Annotated in this window: 21 protein-coding genes; 9 read left to right on the top strand and 12 right to left on the bottom strand. The window is 63.0% G+C overall.

Annotation, left to right across the window (positions count from 1 at the left end; translation table 11 throughout):
* Window positions 1-7: 7 nt before the first annotated feature.
* The 6 genes from BLR26_RS01995 to BLR26_RS01970 all read right to left on the bottom strand — a co-directional run bounded on the left by BLR26_RS01995 (window position 8) and on the right by BLR26_RS01970 (window position 7,365).
* On the bottom strand, window positions 8-1,000 hold the full coding sequence (locus BLR26_RS01995) for a hydrolase (RefSeq protein WP_093377251.1): 993 nt from the start codon (window positions 998-1,000) through the stop codon (window positions 8-10).
* A gap of 66 nt (window positions 1,001-1,066) precedes the next feature.
* On the bottom strand, window positions 1,067-2,341 hold the full coding sequence (locus BLR26_RS01990) for a M16 family metallopeptidase (RefSeq protein WP_176794198.1): 1,275 nt from the start codon (window positions 2,339-2,341) through the stop codon (window positions 1,067-1,069).
* 121 nt (window positions 2,342-2,462) lie between these two features.
* Complete coding sequence (locus BLR26_RS01985) at window positions 2,463-3,812, bottom strand: M16 family metallopeptidase (protein WP_093377243.1); 1,350 nt, start codon at window positions 3,810-3,812, stop codon at window positions 2,463-2,465.
* 112 nt (window positions 3,813-3,924) lie between these two features.
* Window positions 3,925-4,518 (bottom strand): 16S rRNA (guanine(966)-N(2))-methyltransferase RsmD, encoded by a 594-nt coding sequence (rsmD, locus tag BLR26_RS01980; RefSeq protein WP_045193976.1) that lies wholly within the window; start codon window positions 4,516-4,518, stop codon window positions 3,925-3,927.
* Window positions 4,518-6,017: a M16 family metallopeptidase gene (locus BLR26_RS01975; protein WP_093377238.1), complete on the bottom strand. Its 1,500-nt coding sequence runs from the start codon at window positions 6,015-6,017 to the stop codon at window positions 4,518-4,520. The genes rsmD and BLR26_RS01975 overlap by 1 nt, the downstream gene beginning before the upstream one ends.
* Window positions 6,010-7,365, bottom strand: coding sequence for a M16 family metallopeptidase (locus tag BLR26_RS01970; RefSeq protein ID WP_045193974.1), 1,356 nt, complete (start codon window positions 7,363-7,365; stop codon window positions 6,010-6,012). The genes BLR26_RS01975 and BLR26_RS01970 overlap by 8 nt, the downstream gene beginning before the upstream one ends.
* A gap of 230 nt (window positions 7,366-7,595) precedes the next feature.
* On the opposite strand from BLR26_RS01970, the gene ftsY reads away from it, so the two are divergent.
* The 5 genes from ftsY (at window position 7,596) to BLR26_RS01945 (ending at window position 12,363) form a co-directional block, all read left to right on the top strand.
* The gene (ftsY, locus tag BLR26_RS01965; protein ID WP_093377233.1) at window positions 7,596-9,110 is read left to right on the top strand and encodes a signal recognition particle-docking protein FtsY; all 1,515 of its coding nucleotides are present in this window, start codon (window positions 7,596-7,598) and stop codon (window positions 9,108-9,110) included.
* Complete coding sequence (gene ftsE, locus BLR26_RS01960; RefSeq protein WP_010222191.1) at window positions 9,107-9,778, top strand: cell division ATP-binding protein FtsE; 672 nt, start codon at window positions 9,107-9,109, stop codon at window positions 9,776-9,778. The genes ftsY and ftsE overlap by 4 nt, the downstream gene beginning before the upstream one ends.
* Complete coding sequence (gene ftsX / locus BLR26_RS01955; RefSeq protein ID WP_093377228.1) at window positions 9,775-10,806, top strand: permease-like cell division protein FtsX; 1,032 nt, start codon at window positions 9,775-9,777, stop codon at window positions 10,804-10,806. Before ftsE ends, ftsX begins: the two co-directional genes overlap by 4 nt.
* 112 nt (window positions 10,807-10,918) lie before the next feature.
* On the top strand, window positions 10,919-11,773 hold the full coding sequence (rpoH, locus tag BLR26_RS01950) for an RNA polymerase sigma factor RpoH (RefSeq protein WP_038997660.1): 855 nt from the start codon (window positions 10,919-10,921) through the stop codon (window positions 11,771-11,773).
* 80 nt (window positions 11,774-11,853) lie between these two features.
* Entirely contained in the window at window positions 11,854-12,363 is a 510-nt protein-coding gene (locus BLR26_RS01945) for a DUF1993 domain-containing protein (RefSeq protein ID WP_045193971.1), read from the top strand.
* Window positions 12,364-12,426: 63 nt separating this feature from the next.
* Here BLR26_RS01945 and mtgA read toward each other — a convergent pair whose 3' ends face one another.
* Window positions 12,427-13,185 (bottom strand): monofunctional biosynthetic peptidoglycan transglycosylase, encoded by a 759-nt coding sequence (gene mtgA, locus BLR26_RS01940; RefSeq protein ID WP_176794197.1) that lies wholly within the window; start codon window positions 13,183-13,185, stop codon window positions 12,427-12,429.
* Between the two features lie 34 nt (window positions 13,186-13,219).
* Between mtgA and BLR26_RS01935 the strand changes: the two genes are divergently transcribed.
* The 4 genes from BLR26_RS01935 to trmB all read left to right on the top strand — a co-directional run bounded on the left by BLR26_RS01935 (window position 13,220) and on the right by trmB (window position 15,468).
* On the top strand, window positions 13,220-13,591 hold the full coding sequence (locus BLR26_RS01935) for a DUF423 domain-containing protein (RefSeq protein WP_045193969.1): 372 nt from the start codon (window positions 13,220-13,222) through the stop codon (window positions 13,589-13,591).
* 101 nt (window positions 13,592-13,692) lie between these two features.
* A complete protein-coding gene (gene thiS / locus BLR26_RS01930; protein ID WP_045193991.1) occupies window positions 13,693-13,893 on the top strand; it encodes a sulfur carrier protein ThiS in 201 nt (66 codons plus the stop codon).
* A gap of 48 nt (window positions 13,894-13,941) precedes the next feature.
* Window positions 13,942-14,736, top strand: a complete 795-nt coding sequence (locus BLR26_RS01925) for a thiazole synthase (protein WP_093377214.1) — start codon at window positions 13,942-13,944, stop codon at window positions 14,734-14,736.
* Between the two features lie 9 nt (window positions 14,737-14,745).
* Window positions 14,746-15,468 carry a tRNA (guanosine(46)-N7)-methyltransferase TrmB gene (gene trmB, locus BLR26_RS01920; protein WP_045193967.1) on the top strand — a complete coding sequence of 241 codons (723 nt, stop codon included), beginning with the start codon at window positions 14,746-14,748 and terminating at the stop codon, window positions 15,466-15,468.
* Window positions 15,469-15,512: 44 nt separating this feature from the next.
* Here trmB and BLR26_RS01915 read toward each other — a convergent pair whose 3' ends face one another.
* The 5 genes from BLR26_RS01915 to metW are packed head-to-tail and all read right to left on the bottom strand — an operon-like array spanning window position 15,513 to window position 18,729.
* Window positions 15,513-15,836, bottom strand: coding sequence for a DUF3392 domain-containing protein (locus BLR26_RS01915; RefSeq protein WP_010222202.1), 324 nt, complete (start codon window positions 15,834-15,836; stop codon window positions 15,513-15,515).
* Window positions 15,837-15,845: 9 nt separating this feature from the next.
* Window positions 15,846-17,060 (bottom strand): radical SAM family heme chaperone HemW, encoded by a 1,215-nt coding sequence (hemW, locus tag BLR26_RS01910; RefSeq protein WP_093377209.1) that lies wholly within the window; start codon window positions 17,058-17,060, stop codon window positions 15,846-15,848.
* On the bottom strand, window positions 17,057-17,653 hold the full coding sequence (gene rdgB / locus BLR26_RS01905; RefSeq protein WP_045193965.1) for an RdgB/HAM1 family non-canonical purine NTP pyrophosphatase: 597 nt from the start codon (window positions 17,651-17,653) through the stop codon (window positions 17,057-17,059). Before rdgB ends, hemW begins: the two co-directional genes overlap by 4 nt.
* On the bottom strand, window positions 17,650-18,084 hold the full coding sequence (locus BLR26_RS01900; RefSeq protein WP_045193964.1) for a DUF4426 domain-containing protein: 435 nt from the start codon (window positions 18,082-18,084) through the stop codon (window positions 17,650-17,652). The genes rdgB and BLR26_RS01900 overlap by 4 nt, the downstream gene beginning before the upstream one ends.
* 24 nt (window positions 18,085-18,108) lie before the next feature.
* Complete coding sequence (gene metW / locus BLR26_RS01895) at window positions 18,109-18,729, bottom strand: methionine biosynthesis protein MetW (RefSeq protein ID WP_038997652.1); 621 nt, start codon at window positions 18,727-18,729, stop codon at window positions 18,109-18,111.
* Window positions 18,730-18,732: the final 3 nt, after the last annotated feature.

Below are 18,732 nucleotides of genomic sequence, written 5' to 3'. Positions count from 1 at the left end.
TCGCGGGTCAGTTTCCAGCCAGCCACTGCGGAATCCGCCGCTCCAGGTAATACCCCGGATTCCGCACGCTGCCATCGACAAACCCTACATGTCCGCCCCGCGCATGCAGCTCAAAGGTGGTCTGCGCCGCCAGTTCATTGGCTGCTGGCAAGCTATGGGCGAACACGAACGGATCATCGCTGGAATGGATGATCAGCGTCGGCGTGCGGTTCTCGCCCAGAAAATACCGGCTGGAAGCACGTCGGTAGTAGTCCTTGGCATCGCTAAAGCCATTGAGCGGCGCGGTCACCCGGCCGTCGAAATCCCAGAAGGTGCGCAGGTTTTCCAGCGGCCCCAGGCGCTCCAGCGCGGCCAGCCCTTCGTGGTGGCCGTGATGCTGGAAGTGGCGCTGCTTGTCCTTCACATAAGCGAGCATGGCGCGCATGAAATGCGCCTGGTACACCCGGGAAAAACCCAGGCCGATGCGGTCGGCGCACTGGTCCAGGCGAAACGGCACCGACACCGCCACCGCCGCCTGCAACTGGCTGGCCGAGCCGGCTTCGCCCAGGTGCTTGAGCAGCACATTGCCGCCCAGCGAGTAACCCACGGCGTATAGCGGTGCCTGCGGACGCTGCGCACGCAGGTGATCAATGGCTTCGGCCAGGTCTTCGCTGGCACCGGAATGGTAGCTGCGTGGCAGCAGGTTGGGTTCGCCCGAGCAGCCGCGCCAGTTCAGCGCCACGCTGGCCCAGCCACGGTCGGCCAGGGCCTGCTGCATGCCGATGACGTACGGCGAGCTGGACGAGCCGGTGAGCCCGTGCAGCACCAGCACCACCGGGGTTGTCGCTTCATGGGGGCCGTGCCAGTCGAGGTCGAGGAAATCGCCATCAGCCAGCCACAGACGTTCGCGCTGGCGGCTCAGGGCCGCTGACTTGCGCCATAGTGGCCCCCAGAGCGTCTGCATGTGCGGATTGCCCAGCCCCAGGGCGGGTTTGAAGGGGCTGGGGGTTGAGGCAAACATCGTGGCGTACTCGCAGATCTGTTTCAGACAAGTGTATGTCCGGTTACTGGCAGTTGCCCGCACCGATCAGCCGGTTGCAGGCTCGATGTTCGGCAAGGCGTCTTGTTCGACCGTCGGGCCGACACTGATTTGCACCAGCTTGTCGAGCTTCAGGTGTTTTTTCAACGCGACTTTCAGCTGATCCAGGGTCAGCGCCTGGAGCTTGTCGAGAAACGCCTGGCGGTTGTCCAGCGGCAACTGGTTGACCCCGGTGTGGGTCAGGATATCGCTGATCTGCTGGTTGCTCACTGAACCCAACAGGTAGCTGCCGCGCAGCTTGTGCTTCGCGCCTTCAACCTCCTGCGCGGTCGGCCCCTGTGCGGCGTAGTCTGCAAGTAATTGCTCGAGCAACGCCATGCTGGCATCGCGGTACCTGGCCTCGACCGCAGTGGTAAAGGTCCAGAGGCCGCTGGCAGGGTGCTGGATCAGCTTTGATCTGGCGCCATAGGTCAAACCACGTTGGCTGCGCAGTTCATCGAACAGGCGCGAAGTCGCACCGGGGCCGCCCAGAATCAGATTGGCCAGGGTCAGCGCCGGTGCATCGGCATGGTGCACGTTGATGCCGGGTATGGCAAACAACAACAGCGCCTGGCTGCCCGAATGCTCAAGGTGATAGATCTCCGACTCGAAAGCAGCGGGCACGGGTAAAGGTGAGAGTGCCGGCCCGTCGGGCAGTGCTGACGAAACTTGAAGCGCAATGGCTTGAGCCTGCTCAAGCGAAAGGTCACCGACCAGGGTGATCAGTGCATTGCCCGCAGCGAACGCTTGCTGGTGAAATGCGCGGATATCGGCAATGGTCAGCGATTCAATTGCCTGGCTGGTGCCGGTGCTGTTCGTCGCATAGGGGTGATTGGCGTAAGCATGCTGGTAAAGCAGGTCGGTGGCCCTGTAGTTCTGGAACTCCTGGCGTTGTATGAGCTGGCTGGTGAGCTGATCCTTGATCGCCTGCAGCTTGTCATCGGCAAGTTGCGGTTTGCCGAGCACACCTGTCAGCAAGCCGACGGCTTTGCTGCTGTGCTCCTGGCTGCTGAGGCTGCGCAGGGTTACGGCCAGGCTGTCTCGCCCGGCCTGCTTGTGAAACTGTGCGCCGACCGCATCGAAGCCTTCGGCAATCTGCAGGGCATCGTACTGGCCTGCGCCCTCATCGAGCATGCCCAGGGTGAGTTGTGCCAGGCCTGCTGCGCCATCATCGCGGGCGCTGCCGGCAGCGAATACAACCTGCAGGTCAAACATCGGCAAATGGTTGTTCTGCACAAACAACACCTGGCTGCCCTGAGGCGTGTGCCACGATTCGATCGGCAATTGAGGGATGCTTGTCAGGGGGGCGGTGGATTTCAGGGATTGCAGCTCAGCCGCAGCGCTCTGGGCGTATGCAGTGACAGATGCTATCAACAGGACGATAGGTAAAAGGTTTCTCCTGAACTTATTCATCATCGACCTCCTTGGCCTGCAGGTAGGCGACCGTAAGCCGTTCGCGGGTGAAGTAGGTGTTGGCAGCCTGCTGTAGTTGTTCAGGCGTTATTCGCGCCAGGTCGTCGGCATCATTGTCCAGTTGAGCGGCTGGCAAGCCACTGCCGAGCAGGGCAGCCAAGTCGCCGGCCTGATAGTCGAGGGTGTCGCGGGCGAAGGTGTTTTCTGCCAGCAGCAGTGTTCGCGCCCGGGCAAGTTCGTCAGGTTCGGGAGGGTTTTTTTTCAGTGCCTGCAGTTGTGCCCAGATCGCCGCTTGCAGTTCGTCCAGTGGTCTGGGCTGAACGGTATTGATTGAAGCCTGGATCTCGAACAGGTTATCGCCCCTGGCCACCGGGTCGTAGCTGACTTCAGGGCGTGTCAGCAGAGTTTGCTGGCGCTCCAGCCGGGTGCTGAGGCGGGCGCTCAAGCCTTTGCCCAGCAGGGCCGAAAGCAGGCGCAAGGCATGTACGTCGGTTGCCGACGCTGCGCTGGCATAGGTCGGCACGTTGAAGGCCATGACCAGGGTTGGCGTACTGACATCTTCGTAGACCGTAACCTGACGGGGGCCGGGGGCAGCGGTCTGAAGGGGCTTCTTAATGAACGGCAGGTCTTGGCGGGGGAAACCGGCAAAATACTTTTCAACCTCGCGTTTCACCGCATCACGCTGTACATCGCCAACGATGATCAGCGTGGCATTGTTGGGCGCGTACCAGGTGCGATACCAGGCGCGCAGTTCTTCGTTGTGCATGCGCTGCAGATCGCTCATCCAGCCGATCACCGGGGTGTGATAGCTGCTTTGCGGGTAGGCAATGGCCTGCAGTTGCTCAAAGAGCCTTAGCAATGGATCGTTATCGACATTCTCTCGCCGCTCAGCCTTGACCGCTTCGATCTCGCGAACGAACTCGTGTTCGCTCAGCACTGCGCCTTTGAGCAGATCGGCATTGAGCTCCAGCGCTACAGCCAGCCGATCACTGGGGAGCGTCTGATGATGCACGGTGAAGTCACGGAGGGTGTAGGCGTTGTCCTCGCCGCCCAGGCGTTCGATGATCTGGGAGAGCTGACCCGGGGCGGTCTTGGCACTGCCTCGGTAGAGCAGGTGTTCGAGGGCGTGGGATAAGCCGGACTGCCCGGGGTATTCGTGACTCGAACCGACCTTGACCAGCATATGTGTGGTGACCACGGGCGCCCGGCGGTCTTCGCTGATGACTACGTGCAGGCCGTTGTCGAGGGTGAACTCATGGCGAATGGAGGGTTCGGCCAGGGCCTGGCCGGATAGCAGAAACAGGCCGAGCAGGTTGCTCCTGAGGGAGGTGCGTCGATCCATGACAGTGGTCCTTGTGGTTGAAAACAAGGCGCACGATCAAGCAAGCGTAAAGGTGAAAGGCGTTAGATATTTAGCGGGCACGACCCGGCGGCGGCCGGGTCGTGCTGATTGCTCAGCCGCGCTGCCAGAGTGCGTAGTAGACCTGGCCGGCCTTTTTCTCGCGGTGCAGGCGCCAGTTGCCGGGCAACTGCAAGGTCGATGGCGGGGTTTCGCTCTCGGTGTAGATCCAGGCGTTTTCGGCCAGCCACTGACGCTCTTCAAGCAGGGCGCAGGTGGTCGGCAGCAAGCCCTGGTTGAACGGCGGATCGAGGAACACCAGGTCGAAGGCCAGCTTCGGCTCACCCTGCAGGTAGCGCTGGGCGTCGGTCTGGATCACCTGGCCGCGAGGGCAGCGCAGGGTCTCGAGGTTCTGCCGCAGGCTGGCGATGGCCGCCGGGTTGCTGTCCAGGGCCACGGAATCGCCCGCGCCACGGGACAGCGCTTCGAGGTACAGGGCGCCGCTGCCGGTGTAGGCGTCGAGCACCTTGGCTCCTTCGATGTGCGGGGCAAGCCAGTTGAACAGGGTCTCGCGGACCCGGTCCGGGGTTGGGCGCAGGCCCGGCGCGTCAGGGAAGCCCAGGCGCCGGCTGCGCCATTCGCCGGCAATGATGCGCAGCTGGCCCTGGCCGTGGTGCGGCTTGGCCGGTTTTGCGGATGGACTGGCCATTAATGCTCCGGTACGCCAAGCGGTTGCTCGGCGGGTTTGTCAGTGGGCGGCGGCAAGGGTTTTTGCGGCACGCTTGGCCCGGCGGTGACGATAACCATCTTGTCAGCGGCCAGGTGTTTGTTCAGCGCTGCCTTGACCTGTTCAGTGGTCAGTTGCTGGGACTGCTGCATGTAGTCTTCCAGCCAGGTCAGTGGCAGGTTGTAGAAGCCGATGGCACCCAGTTGGCCAACGATGCTGGCGTTGCTGGCATTGGACAGCGGGAAGCTGCCGGCCAGTTCCCGCTTGGCGTCGTCCAGCTCAGCCTGGCTCGGGCCGCTCTTGAGGTAGTCGGCGAAGATGTCCTGGACCAGCTGGAGGGTGCCTTCGCTGAGCTCGGCACGGGTCTGCAGGTTGATCATGAACGGGCCACGCACCTGCATCGGGCTGAACACCGAGTATACGCCGTAGGTCAGGCCGCGTTTCTCGCGCACTTCGCTCATCAGGCGGGTGCCGAAGGTGCCACCCCCGAGGATCTGGTTGCCCAGCGACAACGCCGGGTAGTCCGGATCGTTACGATCAATGCCCAGTTGCGCGAGCATCAGGTGGGTCTGCTTGGACGGGAAGTCAATGTGGGTTGCGCCGGCCTTGGGTTCGCTTGGCTGGGCCACTTTGGCCAGGGCCGGGCCTTTTGGCAGGGCCGAGGACACCTGTGCGGCAATGGCTTCGGCTTCGCTGCGGCTCAGGTCGCCGACCAGGGCGATCACCGTATTGCCAGCGGCATAGGCCTTGGCGTGGAAGGCACGCAGTTGCTCCAGGGTGATCGGCGCAATGCTCTTGGCGGTGCCGTCACTCGGGTGGGCATAGGGGTGGGTGCCGTACAGGCGCTCGAACAGCTCGATGCTGGCCAGCTTGCCGGGGTTCTGCTTCTGGTATTCGAAGCCGGCCTGCATCTGGTTCTTGATGCGCGCCAGGGCGTCCTGCGGGAAGGTCGGCTTGCCGACCACTTCGGCGAACAGCTTGAGCGCAGGTTCGCGCTTGTCGGCCGCGCTCAGGCTGCGCAGCGAGGCCACGGCCATGTCGCGGTAGGCGCCGTTGCCAAAGTCGGCGCCCAGGCCTTCGAAGCCTTCGGCAATGGCGGTGACGTCCTTGCCGGCCACGCCTTCGTTGAGCATGGCGTTGGTCAGGGTCGCCAGCCCCGGGGCATCGCCGTCCTGGCTACTGCCGGCGGCGAAAGTCAGGCGCAGGTCGAACATCGGCAGCTCGCGGGCTTCGACGAACAGCACGCGGGCGCCTTCGGCGGTGTTCCAGGTCTGGATGTTCAGCTGCCGGCGGCTTGGCGCCTTGCCATCCAGCTCGGCCAGCGATTGCAAGGTGTTGGCCGCCTTGGCTTCGGTGACCGCAGCCGGTTGCGCGGCGTTATCCGATTGCGCAGGTTTGGCCAGGAAGAACGCCAGCAGGCCAATCAGCAACAACAGGCCCAGGCCGATCAGGGTATAGCGGGGTGCGCTGCGTTCACTCATGAGCGTTCTCCTCGGGCAGTACATGGGCAACGCTCAGGCGTTCACGGGTGAAATAAGTACGGGCGGCGTTCTGGATGTCGGCCGGGGTCACGCTTTTGAGCTCGTCCAGCTCGCTGTCGATCAGTTTCCACGACAGGCCGACGGTTTCCAGTTGGCCGATGGCGGTGGCCTGGCTGCTGATCGAGTCACGGTCGTAGACCAGCCCGGCGATGACCTGGGCACGTACGCGCTCAAGCTCTTCAGCCGACGGCGGGGTGGTTTTCAGCTCGTCGAGCAGCTTCCAGATACCGGCTTCGACGTCGGCCAGGGTCTTGTGCTTTTGCAGGTTCGGCATGGCCGAGATCACGAACAGGCTGTCGCCGCGGGTGAACGGGTTGTAGCTCGACGACGCCCCGGTGACCAGCTCCTGGCCGCGCTCCAGGCGGCTTGGCAGGCGCGCGCTGTAGCCGCCGTCGAGCAATGCCGAGATCAGCCGCAGGGCGTGCACGCTGCGCGGGTCCTTGGCGGTGGCCAGGCCCGGGGTGTTGAAACCGTAGATCAGGCTCGGCAGCTGGGTTTGCACATGCAGGGTGGTTTCCCGCAGGCCCGGCTCGGCCAGTTCGAGTGGCAGCTTGGCCGGTGGCACCGCGCGTTTCGGGATGGCGCCGAAGAAGCGCTGGGCCAGGCCCTTGACCTCGTCGACGGTGACATCGCCAACCACCACCAGGGTGGCGTTGTTCGGCACGTACCAGGACTCGTACCAGTGGCGCAGTTCCTCGACCTTCATGCGGTCAAGGTCTGCCATCCAGCCGATGGTCGGGGTGCGGTAGCTGCTGGCCGGAAAAGCCATGGCGCTGAACAGCTCGAAGGCCTTGGCGTTGGGCTGGTCGTCGGTGCGCAGGCGGCGCTCTTCCTTGATGACCTCGATCTCGCGGCTGAACTCGTCGGCCGGCAGGCGCAGGCTGGCCATGCGGTCGGCTTCAAGCTCCAGGGCCACCGGCAGGCGGTCGCGGGCCAGTACCTGGTAATAAGCGGTGTAGTCGTCGCTGGTGAAAGCGTTCTCTTCGGCGCCCAGGTCGCGCAGGATGCGCGAGGCTTCGCCAGGGCCGAGCTTCTCGCTGCCTTTGAACATCATGTGTTCCAGGGCATGGGAAAGGCCGGTCTGGCCCGGTGATTCGTAGGTCGAACCGACCTTGTACCAGATCTGCGAGACCACCACCGGCGCCCGGTGGTCCTCGCGCACGACCACTTTCAGGCCGTTGTCGAGAATGAATTCGTGGGTGGGTTGCGTATCGGCGGCGAAGGCCGCGAACGGCAGACAAACTGTGCTGAGCAACAGGCCAGCGGCGCGGCGGGCTAGAGCATTCATACGTTGTTTAACCTGTAGGACTGCCCGCGTGGTCTTAGCGTCGGCGGGCTTGGAGGTGCTAGGATACTGATCCGGTTGCCTGAGGACCATGCCTGTCATGGAACCAGCCCGAAGGCTTGATGACAAAATGCTGCGCAAGAACGAGCCGGATTAAAAGTAGACTGTTCTGCGTTAAAAGAATTTAAGAAGCGCCGCAGTGGCGCATCGCTACCCTGAGATAGCCGTCTTCCATGTTTGGTTCCAACGACGACAAAAAGACGCCGGCCGCGGCTGGTGAAAAGAAAGGCCTGTTCGGCTGGTTGCGCAAAAAACCGCAGCAACCCGTAGCCGAACAGCCGCAAAACCCCATTCCGGCTGAAGCGGAGCAACCGGCTGCGTTGCCGGTCGAAACGCCGGCTGCCGTTGCCCCGGTCGAGGTGGCTGCAGCACCTGTTGCTGCGCCTGCACCGGTTGCTGTTCCAGAGCCCGCTGCCGTTGCGCCCGTTGCGGCGCCGGTCGAGGTCCAGCCCGCAGCGCCCGTCGGCCTGGTGCTGCCCGTGCCGGAAGAGCCGGTTGCCCTGGTCGCCGACCTTGAGCCACACACACCCCCGCCGATTCCGCCGCGCCAGGAGCCTGCTCCCGCGCCAGTGGTTGAGCCAGTGTTCATCGCGCCTGAGCCGGTGGTGGTTGCACCTGAGCCGGTTGTAGCGCCGGAACCAGTGGTAGTGCCCGAACCCGAGCCTGTACCTGTAGTTGCTGCTGTTGCAGCGCCAGTTCCGGTTGCCGAGCCAGCCCCGGCCGAGCCAGCCGCACCTGTGCGCAGCGAAGAGAGCAAGGGCGGCTTCTTCGCCCGCCTCAAGCAGGGCCTGTCGAAGACCAGCGCCAGCATTGGCGAAGGCATGGCCAGCCTGTTCCTCGGCAAGAAGGCCATCGATGACGACCTGCTTGATGAAATCGAAACCCGCCTGCTGACCGCCGATGTTGGCGTCGAAGCCACCTCGGTTATCGTCCAGAGCCTGACCCAGAAGGTCGCGCGCAAGCAGCTGGCCGACAGCGACGCGCTGTACAAGTCGCTGCAAGACGAGCTGGCCGACCTGCTCAAGCCGGTCGAGCAACCGCTGCACATTCAAGCCCAGAGCAAGCCGTTCGTGATCCTCGTGGTCGGCGTCAATGGCGCCGGCAAGACCACCACCATCGGCAAGCTGGCGAAGAAGCTGCAGCTTGAAGGCAAGAAGGTCATGCTCGCCGCAGGTGACACCTTCCGCGCCGCAGCGGTCGAGCAACTGCAGGTCTGGGGCGAGCGTAACCAGATCCCGGTCATCGCCCAGCACACCGGTGCCGATTCGGCTTCGGTTATCTTCGATGCCGTGCAAGCCGCCAAGGCCCGTAACATCGATGTGCTGATCGCCGACACCGCCGGCCGCCTGCACACCAAAGACAACCTGATGGAAGAGCTGAAGAAGGTTCGCCGGGTCATTGGCAAGCTCGATGCCGACGCGCCGCACGAGGTGCTGCTGGTGCTCGACGCCGGTACTGGCCAGAACGCCATCAACCAGGCCAAGCACTTCAACCAGAGCGTTGAACTGACCGGCCTGGCCCTGACCAAGCTCGACGGTACCGCCAAGGGTGGGGTGATCTTTGCCCTGGCCAAGCAGTTCGGCCTGCCGATCCGCTATATTGGCGTGGGCGAAGGGATTGACGATCTGCGCACCTTCGAAGCCGAACCCTTCGTGAAAGCACTGTTTGCCGAGCGGGAGCATCCATGATTCGATTCGAACAGGTCGCCAAGCGCTACCCCAATGGTCACGTTGGCCTGCATGAGTTGAGTTTTCGGGTGCGTCGGGGCGAATTCCTGTTCGTGACCGGCCATTCCGGCGCCGGCAAAAGTACTCTGCTGCGCCTGCTGCTGGCCATGGAACGCCCTACCAGCGGCAAGCTGCTGCTGGCCGGGCAGGACCTGGGGCAGATCAGCAACGCGCAAATCCCGTTCCTGCGCCGGCAGATCGGCGTGGTGTTCCAGAACCACCAGTTGCTGTTCGACCGTACCGTATTCAACAACGTCGCCCTGCCGCTGCAGATCCTCGGCTTGTCCAAGGCCGAAGTCGCCAAGCGGGTCGACTCGGCGCTCGAGCGCGTGGCCCTGTCGGACAAGGCCGAGCTGTACCCGGGTGACCTGTCTACCGGCCAGCAGCAGCGCGTCGGCATTGCCCGCGCCATCGTTCACCGCCCGGCCTTGCTGCTGGCGGACGAACCCACCGGTAACCTCGACCCGCGCCTGGCCGCGGAGATCATGGGCGTTTTCGAAGATATCAACCGCCTGGGCACCAGCGTACTGATCGCCAGTCACGACCTGGCGCTGATCGCGCGCATGCGCCATCGCATGCTGACCCTGCAGCGCGGCCGCTTGATCGGCGATGGGGAGGCCGGGCAATGAGTGCGACACGCAGTCCCAAGGTTTCCGAGCGGGTAGCGCCAAAAGCCGCTGACCCTGCGCCGGAAAAGAAAAAAACCGGCGGCGGCCACGACGATGACGGCCCGGATTTCCGTACCCTGCTGCACGCCTGGCTGGAAAGCCACCGCTCAAGCCTGCTCGACAGCCTGCGGCGCCTGGGCAAGCAGCCGATCGGCAGCTTCTTTACCTGCCTGGTGATGGCCGTGGCCCTGAGCCTGCCCATGGGCCTGTCGTTGCTGCTGAGCAACGTCGAGCGCCTGGGTGGCTCGTGGCAACGCGCGGCGCAGATTTCCCTGTACTTGAAGCTCGATGCCAGCAGCCACGACGGCGAAGCCTTGCGCGAGCAGATCAAAGGTTTGCCAGGGGTTGCCGAGGCCGAATACGTCAGCCGCGAGCAGGCCCTCAACGAGTTCCAGCAGCAGTCCGGCCTGGGCGAAGCCCTGCGCGAACTGCCGGAGAACCCGTTGCCTGGGGTCGTGGTGGTGACTCCCGCAGAGGTCGACAAGCCGGCGCTGGAAGCCCTGCGTCAGCGCCTGGCCGAGCTGCCCAAGGTCGAAGCCGCGCAGCTGGACCTGGTGTGGGTCGAGCGCCTGGCGGCGATTCTCAAACTGGGCGACCGCTTTGTCTTCGGCCTGACCGTCTTGCTGGTCTCGGCGCTGCTTTTGGTAATTGGTAACACAATTCGCCTGCACATCGAGAACCGCCGCACCGAGATCGAGGTGATCAAGCTGGTCGGCGGCACCGACAGCTATGTGCGCCGGCCTTTCCTGTACATGGGCGCCTTGTATGGCCTGGGTGCCGGGGTATTGGCCTGGGGCGTGCTGGCGTTTGGCCTGAACTGGCTGAACGACGCGGTTATCGGGCTCTCCGGGCTGTACGGCAGTGATTTTGCCTTGGCCGGGGTTCCGTCAGCCGATGGTCTGTCCCTCTTGCTTGGGGCGGTGTTGTTAGGGTATATCGGTGCTTGGATTGCGGTCGCCCGCCACTTGAGCGAGCTTGCACCGCGATAGTGTCTTTTTGCTGGTATTGACTCTTTTCATTTTTAGGGAACTTGTTTCGCGGTTCCCGGTCAATGTTGGCAGTGCCTTTGGCACGAGTTTAGTGAGTCGGAGGTTTTTTCGTATGACCACTTCGTTGCAACCTGCCTATGCCCTGGTTCCCGGCGCAAACCTGGAAGCCTATGTGCACACGGTCAACAGCATTCCATTGCTGACGCCCGAGCAGGAGCGTGAACTGGCCGAGAGTCTCTACTATGAGCAGGATCTTGGGGCGGCTCGGCAGATGGTGCTCGCCCACCTGCGTTTTGTTGTACACATCGCTCGCAGCTATTCCGGCTACGGGCTGGCCCAGGCCGACCTGATTCAGGAAGGCAACGTTGGCCTGATGAAAGCGGTCAAGCGCTTCAACCCGGAAATGGGCGTGCGCCTGGTGTCCTTTGCAGTGCACTGGATCAAGGCCGAGATTCACGAGTTCATCCTGCGTAACTGGCGCATCGTCAAGGTGGCGACCACCAAGGCCCAGCGCAAGCTGTTCTTCAACCTGCGCAGCCAGAAAAAACGCCTGGCCTGGCTGAACAACGATGAAGTTCATCGTGTCGCCGAAAGCCTGGGTGTCGAACCGCGTGAAGTGCGTGAAATGGAGAGCCGCCTGACCGGTCAGGACATGGCCTTCGACCCGGCCAGTGAAGCCGACGACGACAGTGCATTCCAGTCGCCGGCCAACTACCTGGAAGACCACCGTTACGACCCTGCGCGTCAACTGGAGGATGCCGACTGGAGTGACAACTCCACCAGCAACCTGCACGAAGCCCTGCAAGGCCTGGATGACCGCAGCCGCGATATTCTCTATCAGCGCTGGCTGGCCGAGGAAAAGGCCACCCTGCATGACCTGGCCGAGAAATACAGCGTGTCCGCCGAGCGGATCCGCCAGCTGGAAAAGAACGCGATGAACAAGGTGAAAGCCTTGATCGCGATCTGAGCCGCGAAACGGCAATACCCAAAAAGCCCCGACGTGTCGGGGCTTTTTCATGATTCTCCGCCACCCTTGTCGAGACTGCTATGACCATTTCCTTGTATGCCGCTTCTGTTCCTGTCTTCAAGCAAATGCTCAACGCCTTGAGTGATGTGCTGAACAAGGCCGAAGCTCACGCCACGGCGAAAAACATTGATCCAAGCGTTTTCCTCCAGGCTCGCCTGTATCCGGATATGTTTCCGCTGGTTCGCCAGGTGCAGATCGCTGTTGATTTCGCCAAGGGCGTTTCGGCGCGCCTGGCTGAGGTCGAGTTGCCGAAATACGATGACAGCGAAACCACCTTTGCCGAGCTGCAAGCGCTGATCAGCAAGGTCCTGGCTTTCCTGGACGGCATTGCGCCGGCGCAGATCGACGGCAAGGAAGGCATTGAAATCGTGACCCGTCCGGGCACGCCGAAAGAGAAGCGCTTCAGTGGCCAGGCCTATTTGCTGACCTACGGCCTGCCGCAATTCTTCTTCCACGTCACCACCACCTACGCAATCCTGCGTCACAACGGTGTAGAAGTGGGCAAGCGTGACTACATGGGCGCGTTCTAAAACGTTTACCCAGTAATGGGCATGCAGTAAAAACCCGGCAAAGCGTGCGCTTTGCCGGGTTTTTTATTGCTTCCAAGGTGCCCGACGTGGGCTGTCCAGCTGGGCCAGGTAGCTGTTACCGCCGAGCTGGCGCATCTGCTGGCGAATCCAGCCTGCGCGTCGCGCCACATAAGTGCTGGGCCGGCTGGCGCTCCAGTTCAGCGGGCTGGGCAGCACCGCAGCCAGCAGGCTGGCCTGCTGGCGCGAAAGCTGGCTGGCATCGACGCCGAAGTGGTGCCGGGCGGCCGCCTGTGCACCAAACACGCCTTCGCCCCACTCGGCGCTGTTGAGATAGACCTCAAGAATCCGCTCTTTCGACCATAGCAGCTCGATCAGTGCGGTGAACCAGGCTTCGAGCCCCTTGCGCAACCAGCTACGGCCGGCCCAGAGGAACTGGTTCTTGGCCACTTGCTGGCTCAAGGTGCTGGCGCCGCGGATGCTGCCGCCGCGCTCGTTATGGGCCAGCGCCGCCTGGATGGCGTTGAAGTCAAAGCCCCAGTGGTTGGCGAACTTCTGGTCTTCGCCAGCAATCACAGCCACTTTCAGCTCATCGGAGATTCGCTCCCACGGCTCCCAGTCCCGTTGCAAGTCGATCGGCTGGCCATCGACCCAGGACTCGACCTTGCGCTCGACCATCAGGGCGGTGCCGGGCGGCGGCACCCAGCGAAACACCAGCACCAGCAGGGCGCTGCCTGCGGCAAACCACAGCAGGGCACGGGTGAGGCGACGGAAAATGGAAGACAGCATAGGCGATGGCTTGGCCGAAGCGATGGAGCGGGCCATTATACAGACCCTGTGCTGACTAGGAGTCTTCCCAATGCTGCGTAGTTTTCTGCTGCTTTCGGCGTTTTTCGGCTTTACCGGCGTGGCCCTGGGCGCCTTTGCTGCCCATGGCCTCAAGGGCCGGCTGAGCAGCGAATACCTGGCGATCTTTCATACCGGCGTCACCTACCAGCTGGTACACGCCCTGGCCCTGCTCGCGGTAGCAGTGCTGTCGGTGCACCTGCCCGGGCGTCTGGTCGGGTGGGCCGGTGGTCTGTTCACCCTGGGGATCCTGCTGTTTTCCGGTAGCCTGTATGTGCTGACCCTGAGCGGCATCGGCAAGCTCGGTATCATCACTCCCTTTGGCGGCCTGGCGTTTCTCGGCGGATGGCTGTGCCTGGGCCTTGCAGCCTGGCGCCTGAGCTGACCCGCGAGTCCGGATCGAGACGAATGGCGCGGCCCGGCCTTGGGTTTGCGCCCTGATCAGGGCTAGAATGCGGGCCCCTAAAAATAATGGCGGCCGTGCGCATGCGCATTCAACTGAACGGTGAACCTTTCGAATTGCCCGATGGCGAAAGCGTCGCGGCCCTGCTCAACCGGCTTGACCTGGCGGGTCGCCGGGTGGCGGTCGAACTCAACCTGGACATCGTGCCGCGCAGCCAGCACGACGTCACCACGCTGAACGACGGCGACCAGGTTGAAGTGGTGCACGCCATTGGCGGCGGCTAGGCCTTCGCGCTTCACCTGCAAGTCCCTCAACCTTCAAGAGGATTACCGATGAGCAACGTTCGTAGCGACAAGCCCTTCACCCTGGCCGGTCGTACCTTCCAGTCGCGCCTGCTGGTTGGCACCGGCAAGTACCGTGACCTGGAAGAAACCCGCCTGGCCATCGAGGCCTCCGGCGCCGAGATCGTCACGGTTGCCGTGCGCCGCACCAACATCGGCCAGAACCCGGGCGAACCGAACCTGCTCGACGTGCTGCCGCCCGATCGCTACACCATCCTGCCGAACACCGCTGGCTGCTATGACGCGGTCGAAGCCGTGCGCACCTGCCGCCTGGCCCGTGAGCTGCTCGATGGCCACAACCTGGTCAAGCTCGAAGTACTGGCCGACCAGAAGACCCTGTTCCCCAACGTGATCGAGACCCTCAAGGCCGCCGAAGTGCTGGTCAAGGACGGTTTCGACGTGATGGTCTACACCAGTGACGACCCGATCATTGCCCGCCAGCTGGCCGAAGCCGGTTGCATCGCGGTAATGCCACTGGCCGGGCTGATCGGTACGGGCCTGGGGATCTGCAACCCGTACAACCTGCAGATCATCCTCGAAGAATCGAAAGTCCCGGTGCTGGTCGATGCCGGTGTCGGTACCGCGTCCGACGCCACCATCGCCATGGAAATGGGCTGTGAGGCGGTGCTGATGAACTCGGCGATCGCGCACGCACAGCAGCCGGTCATGATGGCCGAAGCCATGAAACACGCCATTGTCGCTGGCCGCCTGGCTTACCTTGCCGGGCGTATGCCGAAAAAACTCTATGCCAGCGCGTCGTCGCCGCTGGATGGTCTGATCAAGTAAGAGCCCCTGATGACTGAATCGCAAGAAACGCCGATCACCACCGAAGGCGAAGAGCGCCAACACCGCCGCATCAAGAGTTTCGTGATGCGCGCCGGGCGCATGACCGAAGGCCAGCAGCGCGGCCTGGACCAGGGTGGGCCGCTGTTCATCCTGCCCCTGGCCGAGAGCCCGGTGGACTACGACCAGGTCTTCGGCCGCTCGGCGCCGCGTACCCTGGAGATCGGCTTCGGCATGGGCCACTCCCTGCTGGAAATGGCTGCTGCCGCGCCGGAGCAGGACTTCATCGGTGTCGAAGTGCACCGTCCGGGTGTCGGTGCGCTGCTCAACGGCGTGCTGACCCAGGGCCTGAAGAACCTGCGGGTGTATGACTGCGATGCCATCGAAGTGCTGAACAAGTGCGTGGCTGACAACAGCCTCGACCGGCTGATGCTGTTCTTCCCCGACCCTTGGCACAAAAGCCGTCACCACAAGCGTCGCATCGTCCAGCCGGAGTTCGCGCAGCTGGTGCGCAGCAAGCTCAAGGTGGGGGGCGTGTTCCATATGGCCACCGACTGGGAGCCCTATGCCGAATACATGCTGGAAGTGATGAACGTCGCCCCGGGTTATCGCAACCTGGCCGCCGACGGCAAGTGCGTAGAGCGTCCGGCCGAGCGCCCGATCACCAAGTTCGAACGCCGCGGCGAGCGGCTTGGGCATGGGGTGTGGGATCTGAAGTTCGAAAAACTGGCGTAGGTGATGTCAATCGCGGGGCAAGTCGGGTCGCCCCGCGATGCTTTTCAGCGCCGATCGGCAACCACGCCAATCAACACCAGCACAATCAGCAACACCGGCGCCAACGCATAGTTGTTGAACTGTGCCAGCCCCTTCACCACCCACGGGGTGGCATAGATCAATGCCGCACCGCTGCCGATCATCACCAGCAAGGCCATGAACGGTACGCGCAAGGCGCCTGCAAGGCCGCCCAGGCGTTGTTCGACCCAGCCTTTGATATCGGTGCCAAACAGCACCAGCAAACAGCCCACCAAGGCCAGGGAAATCTCCGACAGGTTGCTGCGACTCCAGCGGGAAACGGTCGAGAGCAGGTCGAGTACCAGGTCCATTCGCAATCCTTAGGTCAAGAAATACTGCAGCAGGTCGTTGAGGAACAACTGGCCACGCGCGGTAGCGACCAGTCGCGTCGGTTCGACCTGCAAAAGCCCTTTTTGTTCGGCTTCCCGCCGCGCCGCCGCCAGTTGCTCCAGGGGCAGGCCGGTACGCTGGCTGAACAGCTCGATGTCTACGCCCTGGGTCAGGCGCAGGGCGTTCATCAGGAACTCGAAGGGCAGCTCGTCCACTGGCAGCAGCTTTTCGCCGGCCTTGAAGGGCTTGGCCGGGTTCAGGTAGTCCTTGGGCAGCCGCGTCTTCCAGGTGCGCAGGATCCGTCCGTCGGGGTGGCTGAGTTTGCCGTGGGCGCCGGCGCCGATGCCGATGAAGTCGCCAAAGCTCCAGTAGTTGAGGTTGTGCCGCGCGGCGCGGCCCGGCTGGGCGTAGGCCGAGACTTCGTACTGGGCGTAGCCGTGGCTGGCCAGCAGGGCCTGGCCGGCTTCCTGGATGTCCCAGAGGATGTCGTCTTCGGGCAGCAGTGGCGGCTGGTTCCAGAACACCGTGTTCGGCTCCAGGGTCAACTGGTACCAGGACAGGTGCGTGGGGTTCAGCGCAATCGCCTGGCGCAGGTCGCCCAGGGCGTCGTCCAGCGTCTGGTCAGGCAGGCCATGCATCAGGTCGAGGTTGAAGTTGTCGAAGCCGGCATTGCGCGCCATGTCGGCGGCGCGAATCGCTTCGTCACCGTTGTGGATGCGACCCAGGGCTTCGAGCTTGGCCTGCTGGAAGCTCTGGATGCCGATCGACAGGCGATTGATGCCCAGTTGCCGGTAGGCCTTGAACTTCTCTTGCTCGAAGGTCCCAGGGTTGGCTTCGAGGGTGATCTCGATGTCGCTGGCAAACGGGATGCGTTGCTCCACACCGACCAGCAAGCGCCCCAGCGCGCGGGCGCTGAACAGGCTCGGGGTGCCGCCGCCAAAGAAGATCGAGCTGATCGGGCGGCCATGGACGTTGCCCAGCTCCTGGTCGAGGTCGGCGAGCAGGGCGTCGACGTAGGCTTCTTCCGGCAGTTCGGGGGTGGCGGCGTGGGAGTTGAAGTCGCAGTACGGGCATTTACGCACGCACCAGGGGATATGGATGTACAGCGCCAGGGGCGGCAGCTGTGGCAGGGCCGCCCGCGGTGCTTGGGAAGTAAAGCCAGCCTCGCCCAGGTGCAGTGGCTGTGCCGGCGAATGCTCGGTCATGCCAGGCCCAGACGTTGACGCAACAGGCTCATGGCGCGGGCACGGTGGCTGATCTGGTTCTTGTCGGCAGGGCTCAGCTCGGCGCTCGAGCAATCGCGCTCCGGCACCCAGAACAGTGGGTCATAGCCAAAGCCGTGCTCGCCGCTGGCCTGGGTCAGGATGCGCCCGTGCCACAGGCCTTCGCAGAGGATCGGCAGCGGGTCGTCGGCATGCCGGACCAGGGCCAGGACGCAGACGAACTGGGCGCCGCGCTGCTCCTGCGGGACGTCCTTGAGCACGTCGAGCAACTTGGCGTTGTTGGCCGCATCGCCTTTGCCATCGGCATAACGAGCGGAGTAGATGCCCGGCGCGCCGCCGAGAAAGTCCACCGCCAGGCCCGAATCATCGGCCAGCGCCGGCATGCCGGAAATGCGCGCGGCATTGCGCGCCTTGAGGATGGCGTTTTCGACGAACGACAGGCCGGTTTCTTCCGGCTCGACGCTGCTGAATTCGCCAATGGAACGCAGTTGCACGGTGTCACCGAGCATGGCCTGCAGTTCCTTGAGTTTGCCGGCGTTATGGCTGGCCAATACGATTTGCTGAAAAGTCATCATTCGCCTGGAAAAAGCTCTTGGTTGAAGCTGATGGTTTCGGTCTTGCCACCAATGCCAACGTCGATGGTGAAGGTCCGGGTTTCCTGTTGTTCAACAGGGAACTGGGCGATGTAGTAGATGGCGCCCTGTTCGGTGATCTGCTTGAACTTCAACGGCACCGAGTTGCTGGTCAGGTCCTTGACGGTGCCGCTGACCTGGGTGACCAGTGGCTTGCCAGCCTTGATCACCGAGACGTTGATCACGCCCTGGTTCTTGCTGCGCACCAGTTCCGCAGCCTTGGCAATATCTGGTTGCAGGAAGGTCGAAATGAAAGTGCTGTAGTGCACCGTGGTGTCACCGAACACTTCCTGGCGCTCGCCCTTGATGGCATCGGCGGCGACCGCCGTCACACTCAGGCAGGCAGTCAGTAAAAAACTCAACAAGCGGCCCATGATCGTTCTCCTCCGGTGTGCGGGTTAAACCGCGACCTTGTGTTCGGTAAGGCCGGGGCTGCTGACACGGTAAATGCCGATCTCACCTAGAAGATTAGGCCATAGCTTGCTCGCCCACCCGTGGCGGTGCAAATGGTCGACCGCCAGGCGGTCGAGGACCTGGGCGCGGCGTTCGCTGCACAGGGCCTCGAAGTCTTCGAAGGTACAGAAGTGGATGTTCGGCGTGTTGTACCAGGTATACGGCATGAAGTCGGAAACCGGCATGCGACCTTTGGTCGCCAGGTACCAGCGGCAGCGCCAGTGGCCGAAGTTGGGAAAGGTGATGATGCACTGGCGGCCGACGCGCAGCATTTCGTCGAGAATGCGGTCGGGGTATTCCACGGCCTGCAGGGCCTGGGTCATGACCACCACGTCGAAACTGTTGCTGGCAAAGTTGCCCAGGCCCTTGTCGAGGTCCTGCTCGATGACGTTGACGCCCTTGGCCACGCACTGGGCGATGTTGTCGGGGTCGATTTCCAGGCCGTAGCCGGCCACCTGCTTGTGGTCGCGCAGCGACGCCAGCAGTTCACCGGTACCGCAACCGAGGTCGAGTACCCGGCTGCCGGCGGGGATCCAGTCTTGGATGATTTCCAGGTCGGCTCTCATAGG

It is taken from the genome of Pseudomonas sp. UC 17F4 (assembly GCF_900101695.1).
Taxonomy (GTDB): domain Bacteria; phylum Pseudomonadota; class Gammaproteobacteria; order Pseudomonadales; family Pseudomonadaceae; genus Aquipseudomonas.
This window is presented reverse-complemented; position numbering and strand designations above follow the sequence as displayed.

Coding starts and splice junctions, on each gene's coding strand:
- hemW (WP_093377209.1), bottom strand. CDS start 17,060: ATGACCGAGCATTCGCCGGCACAGCCACTGCACCTGGGCGAGGCTGGC.
- ftsY (WP_093377233.1), top strand. CDS start 7,596: ATGTTTGGTTCCAACGACGACAAAAAGACGCCGGCCGCGGCTGGTGAA.
- rsmD (WP_045193976.1), bottom strand. CDS start 4,518: ATGGCCAGTCCATCCGCAAAACCGGCCAAGCCGCACCACGGCCAGGGC.
- BLR26_RS01900 (WP_045193964.1), bottom strand. CDS start 18,084: ATGGGCCGCTTGTTGAGTTTTTTACTGACTGCCTGCCTGAGTGTGACG.
- BLR26_RS01945 (WP_045193971.1), top strand. CDS start 11,854: ATGACCATTTCCTTGTATGCCGCTTCTGTTCCTGTCTTCAAGCAAATG.
- metW (WP_038997652.1), bottom strand. CDS start 18,729: ATGAGAGCCGACCTGGAAATCATCCAAGACTGGATCCCCGCCGGCAGC.
- BLR26_RS01925 (WP_093377214.1), top strand. CDS start 13,942: ATGAGCAACGTTCGTAGCGACAAGCCCTTCACCCTGGCCGGTCGTACC.
- BLR26_RS01915 (WP_010222202.1), bottom strand. CDS start 15,836: ATGGACCTGGTACTCGACCTGCTCTCGACCGTTTCCCGCTGGAGTCGC.
- ftsX (WP_093377228.1), top strand. CDS start 9,775: ATGAGTGCGACACGCAGTCCCAAGGTTTCCGAGCGGGTAGCGCCAAAA.
- rpoH (WP_038997660.1), top strand. CDS start 10,919: ATGACCACTTCGTTGCAACCTGCCTATGCCCTGGTTCCCGGCGCAAAC.
- ftsE (WP_010222191.1), top strand. CDS start 9,107: ATGATTCGATTCGAACAGGTCGCCAAGCGCTACCCCAATGGTCACGTT.
- BLR26_RS01935 (WP_045193969.1), top strand. CDS start 13,220: ATGCTGCGTAGTTTTCTGCTGCTTTCGGCGTTTTTCGGCTTTACCGGC.
- mtgA (WP_176794197.1), bottom strand. CDS start 13,185: ATGGCCCGCTCCATCGCTTCGGCCAAGCCATCGCCTATGCTGTCTTCC.
- BLR26_RS01970 (WP_045193974.1), bottom strand. CDS start 7,365: ATGAATGCTCTAGCCCGCCGCGCCGCTGGCCTGTTGCTCAGCACAGTT.
- trmB (WP_045193967.1), top strand. CDS start 14,746: ATGACTGAATCGCAAGAAACGCCGATCACCACCGAAGGCGAAGAGCGC.
- thiS (WP_045193991.1), top strand. CDS start 13,693: ATGCGCATTCAACTGAACGGTGAACCTTTCGAATTGCCCGATGGCGAA.
- BLR26_RS01995 (WP_093377251.1), bottom strand. CDS start 1,000: ATGTTTGCCTCAACCCCCAGCCCCTTCAAACCCGCCCTGGGGCTGGGC.
- BLR26_RS01975 (WP_093377238.1), bottom strand. CDS start 6,017: ATGAGTGAACGCAGCGCACCCCGCTATACCCTGATCGGCCTGGGCCTG.
- rdgB (WP_045193965.1), bottom strand. CDS start 17,653: ATGATGACTTTTCAGCAAATCGTATTGGCCAGCCATAACGCCGGCAAA.
- BLR26_RS01985 (WP_093377243.1), bottom strand. CDS start 3,812: ATGGATCGACGCACCTCCCTCAGGAGCAACCTGCTCGGCCTGTTTCTG.